The organism is Dactylosporangium sp. NPDC049742 (genome assembly GCF_040674675.1).
GTDB lineage: Bacteria > Actinomycetota > Actinomycetes > Mycobacteriales > Micromonosporaceae > Dactylosporangium > Dactylosporangium maewongense.
Window position 1 is genome coordinate 738,201 of sequence record NZ_JBFANF010000001.1, and the last position, 7,812, is coordinate 746,012.

Consider the following 7,812-nt stretch of genomic DNA (forward strand, 5'->3'; position numbering starts at 1 on the left):
CAGAAAAACTATTCGCCCTCGTGCCCCACGACCGAGGTCGGCTTCGGCAGCGGGCTCAGCGGCACCGTCATCGGCAGCTCGTCGAGGGTGATCTCGGTGGTGGTGCCGTCGGCGTACGTGAAGGTGAACTTGACGTCCGCCAGCGCACCGCCGGCCATCAGCACCTCGCCGGAGAGCTTCTCGACCGCGAGGTAGGTCTTGGTGCCCTGGCTCAGCGCGACGAACCCGCCGACCGGGATCTCGACGGCCATCTTCGCCGTGCCGACCGGGGCGGGCGCGGCGACCACGGAGGGCGACTTCGACGCGGACGCAGGCGCGGACGGCGACCCGGACCCGGAACGCGGCGCGGACGGCGAGGCCGAAGAAGGCGAAGGCGCGGCAGAAGTGGGCGCGGGCGCGGCAGCGGCAGGCATGGCCCCGCCGACCAGGACCACGGTGCCCGCGGCGGAGGTCACGCCGGTCAGCTTCACGGACTGCTTCGCGTTGTTGAACAGCCGCACCTCGATCGGCACGACGCTGCCGGGCTTGTACTCGTTCGAGTAGGCCACAGCGCCGTCGCGCAGCGCGATCAGGCCGTCGGTGCTGTTGGCGCTCACGCCGGGCACCGCGGCGACCTGGGTGTCGGTCTGCGTGATCTGACCGGCGCTGCAGCCCGAGAGCAGACCGACGCCGAGCGCGGCGGAAGCCAGCAGCGCGGCGCCCAGTACCGTGCGGCGGCGGGCAGCCGGAATCGTACGCGTCACCTTGGGTCCTCCATCTGGATCGGGCGGCCGACTACAGCCTAGATGCCGTTGATCGGCCGATTACGCGCACCCTGACACTGCACCGGTCATTCCAGGTTCAAGCCGCTGACCAGCAGAAATACCACATCGATCAGTGCCACGGCGATGACCGACAGGAAGGGGACGCGGGAGGTGGGGTCGCGGCGCATGGCGTACACGCCGAAAGACAGCGCGGTCAGGGCGACCGCGAGGGTCGGCCAGAACAGCAGCGGAGGCGGCCCCGGCGGCCCGAACGCCAGGGCCCCGGTGGCGAGCAGCAGCAGCACGGCCGCGGCGGCGAGCGAGCCGCGCCGGCCGAGCAGGTGCGGCAGGCCCCGGACGCCGGTGCGGATGTCGTCGTCGAGGTCGGGCAGGGTGTTGACGAAGTGCGCGCCGGCCCCGAGCAGGGCGCCGGCGAGCAGCAGCCACACCGGCGGGTGCAGCCCCGCGCCCAGCACGACGAACGCCGGCAGGCAGCCGAACGACACCGCGTACGGCAGTACCGACACCGGCGTCGCCTTCAACGGCCAGTCGTAGAGCAGCGCGGAGACCAGCGCGACCAGGGCGACGAGTCCGGGGGTGACGCCGGACAGCAGGCCCAGCGGCAGCACGAGCAGGCCCGCCGCGACGCCGAGCGAAAGGATCAACCGGCGGGACACCACCCCGGCGGCGACCGGCTTGTCCGTGCGGCCCACCGCGGCGTCCCGCGGGGCGTCCAGGGCGTCGTTGACCCACCCGATGGAGAGCTGGCTCGCCAGTACCGCAGCAGCCGCCGCAACCACACCCGGCCAGGGTCTTCCGAGTCCGAATGACAGCAGCGCGGCGACGGCCGTGACCGCCACCGCCGGCTCCGGGTGGCTGGAGCGCAGAACCGCGCGAGCAACCGACACTCGGCAAGTGTGGCTGTCGGAGGGGTTCCGTGTCAGTCTCGATCCATGCGATCGACGCGCCGGGCGCGTAACGACCCTGGTCAGTATGACGACCTGGCCGGTGAGTGGTGGCGTCCCGGTTCGCCGCTGTCGATGCTGTACTGGCTGGCCCGCGCCCGCGCCCGGCTCATCCCGCCGGCGGAGCGCGACGGCGCCGTGCTCATCGACCTCGGGTGCGGCGGCGGGCTGCTCGCCCCGCACATCGCCGGCAAGGGCTACCGGCACGTCGGCGTCGACCTGGTCGTGTCCGGGCTGGAGCAGGCCGCGGCCCACGGCGTCCTGCCCGTGCTGGCGGACGTGCGGCGGCTGCCCTTCGCCGACGGCACCGCCGACGTGGTGAGCGCGGGTGAACTGCTGGAGCATGTCCCGGACTGGCCGGCGGTGGTCGCCGAGGCGTGCCGCGTGCTGCGGCCCGGGGGCTGGCTGGTGCTCGACACGCTCGCCGACACCGCCGTGTCGCGGCTGGTCGCGGTGCGGCTGGCCGAGGCGATGATCCCGGCGGTGCGGGGTATCCACGACCCGGCCCTGTTCGTCTCCCCGAGGAAGCTGCGAATCGAGTGCGCGCGCCACGGCGTGCCGCTCGCGGTGCGGGGCGTCCGGCCGACGCTGCCCGCGCTCACCCGATGGCTCGTCACCCGCCGCAACGCTGTGCCGATCGTGCCGACGTTCACCACCGCGATCCTCTATCAGGGGCGCGGCAGAAAGGGGACCCAGTGACAGGTGCCGCGATCGCAGGCATGGGTGTGACATTCCCCGGCCCGATGCGCCAGGACGAGGTGTGGACGGGCTTCTTCGAGCGGCACTACAGCGGCCCCCGCAAGGGGTTGGCGAAGCGGATCTTCGCCAACTCCGGCGTGGTCAGCCGGCACGGCGCGGTCAACCCGCTGATCGAGGACGCGTCGAGCTGGTCGACCGCCAAACGCATGGGCCGCTACCTGACCGAGGCGCTGCCGCTGGGCAAGGACGCGGTCACGAGCGCGCTCGACGCCGCCGGGCTGCGGCCGGACGAGATCGGGCTGTTCGTGGTGTGCTCCTGCACCGGGTACGCCACCCCCGGTCTCGACATCCTGCTCGCCCGCGACCTCGGCATGGCGCCGACGACCCAGCGCCTCTTCATCGGGCACATGGGCTGCTACGCCGCGCTGCCCGGGCTCGGCGCCGCGACCGACTTCGTGTCCGCCCGCGGCCGCCCGGCCGTGCTGCTCTGCCTCGAGCTGACCAGCCTGCACGTCCAGCCGCCCAGCGAGGATCCCCAGCAGATCGTGGCGCACGCCCTCTTCTCGGATGCGGCGGCGGCGGTGGTACTGGTGCCGCGGGCCGGACAGGAGGTCGCCGAGATCGCCGCCATGACCGACACGGCCACGGCGGACCACATGACCTGGGACGTCACCGACCTCGGCTTCCGGATGGGGCTGTCGCCGAAGGTGCCCGACGTCCTGGCCATCTACGTTGCCGACCTGGTCGGTGACCTCCTCGCCAGGCACGACCTGACCCTCGCCGACGTGGACGGCTGGGCGGTGCACCCGGGCGGCCCGCGCATCCTGGACGTGGTGCGCGACCAGCTCGCGCTGCCGGAGTCCGCGCTGGCCGAGTCCCGCGACACGCTCGCCGAGCACGGCAACTGCTCGTCCCCGACGGTCCTGCTCATCATCGACGCCCTGCGCCGCCGCCCCTCCGGCCCGCCGAGGAACACCGTCGCGCTCGCGTTCGGCCCCGGGCTGACGCTGTACGGGACGCTCCTGCGCGGCCTCTGACTTTGATCAGGCTTTGAGCAGGCCTTTTTGATCAGGCGGTCGGGGCCGGGACCGCGGCCGCCAGGTTGCCCAGCTCCGAGTCGAAGGCCGACGCCGCCGTCACGGAGCTGACCGCCCTGATCACGGTGCCGTCGGCGGCCACCAGCAGGGCGGCCGTGGTGCGGCTCGGGGCGAGGAACGGCACCGCGGCCCGCACGGAGCTGTTGGGGTCGGCGAGCGCCCGGACCTTCACCTTCTCGTTCAGGCCGGCCGGCAGCGTCGGGACCCGGGCCGCGATGACCACGACCGTGGCCGACGGGGCCTTGCTCGCCGCGACCGCGTCGACCGTGCCGGTGATGAGGTCCGCGCAGGTGCAGCCCTCGACCAGCAGTACAACGGCCGGAGTGAGGTCATGCAGCGGCACCGCGGCGCCGTCGGCGTCGAACAGGCCGTGCCCGGTCAGCTTCACCGCGGCGGGTGGCGACGGCGGCGTCACCTGCGGCGTGCCGTTGGGATTGCGGCGCGGCCACGCGACGGCGAACAGACTCACCAACGTCGCGATGACGGCGATCGACATGATCAGCAACGGCACGGCGAGTCCCGGGGAATCGTCTCCCGCCCGCTGGACCGGCTCGGGCTTCAGATGCAGCCGGCGCCGCCAGCGGCGACGGATTGCGGCACGGCGGAATTGTCGACGGATCGATGATCCTTCATCGTCGAGTGCGCCCGCATCGTCGGGAATGATGATCGTGCCCCACTCAGGGGGCAGGTCGGGGAGGCCACCACCATCTTGTGGTCGCTCACCACCGCCGTTGTCGCCCCGCAGCGTGCCCATCGCTGTTCTCCTCGCACCTGCCTCAACTTTCCCTCACCTGACGCGTCGGCGCCAGAGGAGCCACCCATCGAGATGGATGAAGAGTTTCCCACGCTCCGCCGCTGGTGGCGTCACGGAGAGTGGTGTCGGAACGGTGTGCCGACGCATCTGTACGTACTCGCGGCAATCAATCGGAAATGTCCCACAGGCTGCGCATTTGCGTGTGCCCAGGGTTGTTGATCCGTTACGCAGCAGGTTCCACGATTCATGTCAAGCGGGAGAAAGGGGACTCACATGTGTTCTGACCTGCGCGAATGCTGCTCTCTGGGGTGGGACGACAGCGCGTGACCGTGTTACCCTAGACACAGCGAAAGGGGTTTCGAACCTATGGTTTTCAGTGTCGGCGAGACCGTTGTCTACCCCCACCACGGGGCCGCACTCATCGAGGCAATCGAGACTCGGGTCGTCAGGGGCGAGGAGAAGCAGTATCTCGTCCTCAGGGTCGCTCAGGGTGACCTGACGGTGCGGGTGCCCGCCGAAAACGCCGAGATCGTCGGCGTGCGCGAGGTGGTTGGCGAGGAAGGCCTGACCAAGGTCTTCGACGTCCTCCGCGCTCCGCACACCGAGGAGCCGACCAACTGGTCGCGGCGTTACAAGGCGAATCTGGAGAAGTTGGCCTCCGGCAATCCGCTCAAGGTCGCAGAGGTCGTTCGTGACCTGTGGCGCCGTGACCGGGAGCGTGGTTTGTCGGCCGGCGAGAAGCGCATGCTGGCCAAGGCGCGGGACATCCTGGTCGGTGAGGTGGCGCTCGCTGAGAAGAGCACCAAGGATGAGGCCGAGACGCTGCTGGACAAGGTGCTGACCGAGGCCTGACATCTCAGCCCGGCTATCACTGAGACCGAGGACCGCGACGTGACGGCGCACCCACGCGTGCGTGGTGACGTCGCGGTCCTCGTGCCTGCTGCGGGCATGGGGGTCCGACTCGGCCCCGGCGCCCCGAAGGCACTGCGGCTCCTGCGAGGGGAGCCGCTCCTTGTGCACGCCGTTCGCCGGGTGGCAGCTGCCCCGAGCGTCGGCTGCATCGTCGTGGCCGCTCCTTCCGACGCCGTCGACGACGTCACCGCACTGCTCGGTCCGCTGGTCGCTGGTCCTGTGACCACTGCGCCAATTGTTGCCAGTGAGACCTGTGGTGCGGCTGAGCCGAAGCTGGAAGCTTCCAGTGAGTCTCCGCTGCTGCTCGTGGTCGCGGGTGGGTCGAGCCGGCAGGCGTCGGTCGCCGCCGCGCTGGCCGCGGTCCCCGCGGAGTTCGGCATCGTGCTCGTCCACGACGCGGCGCGCGCATTGACCCCACCGGAGCTGGTGGAGACGGTCGCTGACGCGGTGCGAGGGGGGCACGGCGCCGTCATACCCGTTCTTCCTGTGGTCGACACCATCAAAGAGGTCGACAATTCCGGCATTGTCGTCGGTACCGTCGACCGCTCGGTCCTCCGCGCTGTGCAGACCCCTCAGGGCTTCCGCCGCGACGTGCTGACCAGCGCCCACGCCGCCGCCGTCGACGAGCACACCGACGACGCCGGCATGGCGGAGAAGATCGGCGTGCCCGTCCACACGGTCCCGGGCTCCGAGGCGGCCATGAAGATCACCCGGCCGTTCGACCTGGCCATCGCCGAGCTGCTGTTCTGACACCGTGCGCCGCCCGCCCGTCTGGCTCGTGGACGTCGACGGCGTCATCAACACCCGCCGCCCCCTTTGGGGCCCCGACCTGCGCCGCGGCGTCGCCCGCGCCGACGGCGTCGACTGGCCGATCCGGTGGGCGCCCGCGCTGATCACCCGGATGCGCCGCCTGTACGACGCCGGCCTGGTCGAGCTCCGCTGGTGCTCCACCTGGTGCCCGGACGCGGCCGCGCTGGAGCGGCTGTTCGGGCTGCCAGCGCTCGGCCGGGCCCTGACCCGTGCCGAGCTGGCCGTGTCTGTGTCGACCGACGCCCTGAAGCTCGCCGCCGCCCGCCGCGTCCTCGCCGCCGGCCGCCGCCTGGTGTGGACCGACGACACCGCCGTGCCGGCGACGACCTTGACCGCCGGCGGCCGCGCCCTGCTGATCCGCCCGCACCCCCGCCGCGGCCTGCGCCCCAGCGACCTGACCGCGATCGAGACCTTCGCCCGCCGCCACACCTGACCGCGCTTTTTTGTCGTACCCGGGCGTTAGTGTCGATGGCATGACGGGGATCGATCATCCAGCCATGCGGCGGTTACCTCTTCGGCGATCGGGCGCAGGTCGTCGGGCACCTGGAGCGGCCCAGGTCTGACGTGACCTCAGGCACGCGCCTGGGGTCGGCACGCGCCTGGGGCGGCACCCGCGATCGGAAGGCGGACCCGGGTCGACTCGGGAGGAGACCCACGCGCGCCAGTCGCGGTCGGACTCGCCGGTCTGCTCGTGGGTCATGCCGGCGTCTGGCGTGCGAGATCCGCGCTCGGGGTGGGTGCGGCGCCCGGCCGAGTTTGACGGAATCCGCCGATTCGGACACCGGTGCCCGAATCTCCGCGCCCGAATCTCCGCGCCCGAATCTCCGCGCCCGAGCGTCCGCGCCTGGAGGGCGGCGCCTGGAGACTCGCCGCCGATGCCCATCTGAGGGGTGGCCTCCGGAGCCGACGTCCGTCCACCCGCGTGCGAAGGCGGACCCGGGTCGACTCGGGAGGAGACCCACGCTCCGGTCGCGGTCGGGCTCGCCGGTCTGCTCGTGGGTCATGCCGGTGTCTGGCGTGCGAGATCCGCGCTCGGGGTGGGTGCGGCGCCCGGCCGAGTTTGACGGAATCCGCCGATTCGGACACCGGTGCCCGAATCTCCGTGCACGAGCGTCCGCGCTTGGAGGCCGGCGCTTGGAGACTCGCCGCCGGCGCCCGTCTGAGGGGTGGCCTCCGGAGCCGACGTCCGTCCACCCGCGTGCAAAGGCTGGCGTGCCCGTCCCTCGTCGGCTCGCCGGCCCGTCCGGTCTACCCGCGTGCCGAGGTTGGCGTCCGGAGACCGAGCCCGGCGGCGGCCGAAGCCAGGAGGGCCGCCCTGAAGGCCCCGGCCAGGGTTGACGTTCAGAGGCGAGTCTGGAGGCCCGTGTCCGGAGCCGGCGTCCGAAGTGCCCGCGTTTGAGGTCGGCGTCTGAGGCTGGTGTCCGGAAACTTGCGTCCGGAGATCCGCGTCTCAACGGTCAGCTTCTGGAGACCGGTGCTGGGGAGGCGTGCGCCTGGGGCTGATGTCCGGAGATCCGCGTCTCAAAGGTCGGCGTCGGAGACCGGTGCTGGGAGGCGTGCGCCTGGGCTGGTGTCTCGAGGTCGGTGTCTCATAGGTCAGCGTCTGGAGACCCGTGCCGGGGGCGTGCCTGGGGCCGGTGTCTTGAGGTCGGCGTCTCATAGGTCGGCGTCTGGAGACCGGTGCTGGGAGGCGTGTGTCTTGAGGTCGGCGGTGGGCGCGGCGTGCCGAGCGAAGAGGCGTGCCGAGCGAAGAGGCGTGCCGAGCGAAGAGGCGTGCCGAGCGAAGAGGCGTGCCGAGCGAAGAGGCGTGCCGAGCGAAGAGGCGTGCCGAG

At 71.6% G+C, this 7,812-nt stretch carries 8 protein-coding genes; 5 read left to right on the forward strand and 3 right to left on the reverse strand.

Annotated elements, in window-relative coordinates:
• Positions 1-8 precede the first annotated feature (8 nt).
• Complete coding sequence (locus tag AB0J72_RS03320) at positions 9-743, reverse strand: hypothetical protein (protein ID WP_363393833.1); 735 nt, start codon at positions 741-743, stop codon at positions 9-11.
• An 86-nt stretch (positions 744-829) separates the two neighbouring features.
• Positions 830-1,651 (reverse strand): UbiA family prenyltransferase, encoded by an 822-nt coding sequence (locus tag AB0J72_RS03325; protein ID WP_363393835.1) that lies wholly within the window; start codon positions 1,649-1,651, stop codon positions 830-832.
• Positions 1,652-1,696: 45 nt separating this feature from the next.
• Here AB0J72_RS03325 and AB0J72_RS03330 point away from each other — a divergent pair, with 45 nt between their 5' ends.
• Together AB0J72_RS03330 and AB0J72_RS03335 are read left to right on the forward strand one after the other, a co-directional pair.
• Complete coding sequence (locus AB0J72_RS03330; protein WP_363393837.1) at positions 1,697-2,407, forward strand: methyltransferase domain-containing protein; 711 nt, start codon at positions 1,697-1,699, stop codon at positions 2,405-2,407.
• Positions 2,408-2,427: 20 nt separating this feature from the next.
• Entirely contained in the window at positions 2,428-3,444 is a 1,017-nt protein-coding gene (locus AB0J72_RS03335; protein ID WP_363393839.1) for a type III polyketide synthase, read from the forward strand.
• A gap of 31 nt (positions 3,445-3,475) precedes the next feature.
• Here AB0J72_RS03335 and AB0J72_RS03340 read toward each other — a convergent pair whose 3' ends face one another.
• Positions 3,476-4,015, reverse strand: a complete 540-nt coding sequence (locus AB0J72_RS03340; protein ID WP_363393841.1) for a hypothetical protein — start codon at positions 4,013-4,015, stop codon at positions 3,476-3,478.
• A gap of 609 nt (positions 4,016-4,624) precedes the next feature.
• Here AB0J72_RS03340 and AB0J72_RS03345 point away from each other — a divergent pair.
• Genes AB0J72_RS03345 through AB0J72_RS03355 form a run of 3 tightly spaced genes read left to right on the forward strand, consistent with a single transcriptional unit; the run spans position 4,625 to position 6,413 of the window.
• Positions 4,625-5,110 carry a CarD family transcriptional regulator gene (locus AB0J72_RS03345; protein ID WP_033363204.1) on the forward strand — a complete coding sequence of 162 codons (486 nt, stop codon included), beginning with the start codon at positions 4,625-4,627 and terminating at the stop codon, positions 5,108-5,110.
• A 39-nt stretch (positions 5,111-5,149) separates the two neighbouring features.
• Entirely contained in the window at positions 5,150-5,920 is a 771-nt protein-coding gene (ispD, locus tag AB0J72_RS03350) for a 2-C-methyl-D-erythritol 4-phosphate cytidylyltransferase (RefSeq protein ID WP_363393843.1), read from the forward strand.
• A 4-nt stretch (positions 5,921-5,924) separates the two neighbouring features.
• Positions 5,925-6,413 carry a hypothetical protein gene (locus AB0J72_RS03355; protein WP_363393845.1) on the forward strand — a complete coding sequence of 163 codons (489 nt, stop codon included), beginning with the start codon at positions 5,925-5,927 and terminating at the stop codon, positions 6,411-6,413.
• Positions 6,414-7,812: the final 1,399 nt, after the last annotated feature.

Bases quoted from the DNA above. Each gene is read 5' to 3' on its own strand.
- AB0J72_RS03345 (WP_033363204.1), top strand. From the start codon at position 4,625: ATGGTTTTCAGTGTCGGCGAGACCGTTGTCTACCCCCACCACGGGGCC.
- AB0J72_RS03335 (WP_363393839.1), top strand. From the start codon at position 2,428: ATGGGTGTGACATTCCCCGGCCCGATGCGCCAGGACGAGGTGTGGACG.
- AB0J72_RS03330 (WP_363393837.1), top strand. From the start codon at position 1,697: ATGCGATCGACGCGCCGGGCGCGTAACGACCCTGGTCAGTATGACGAC.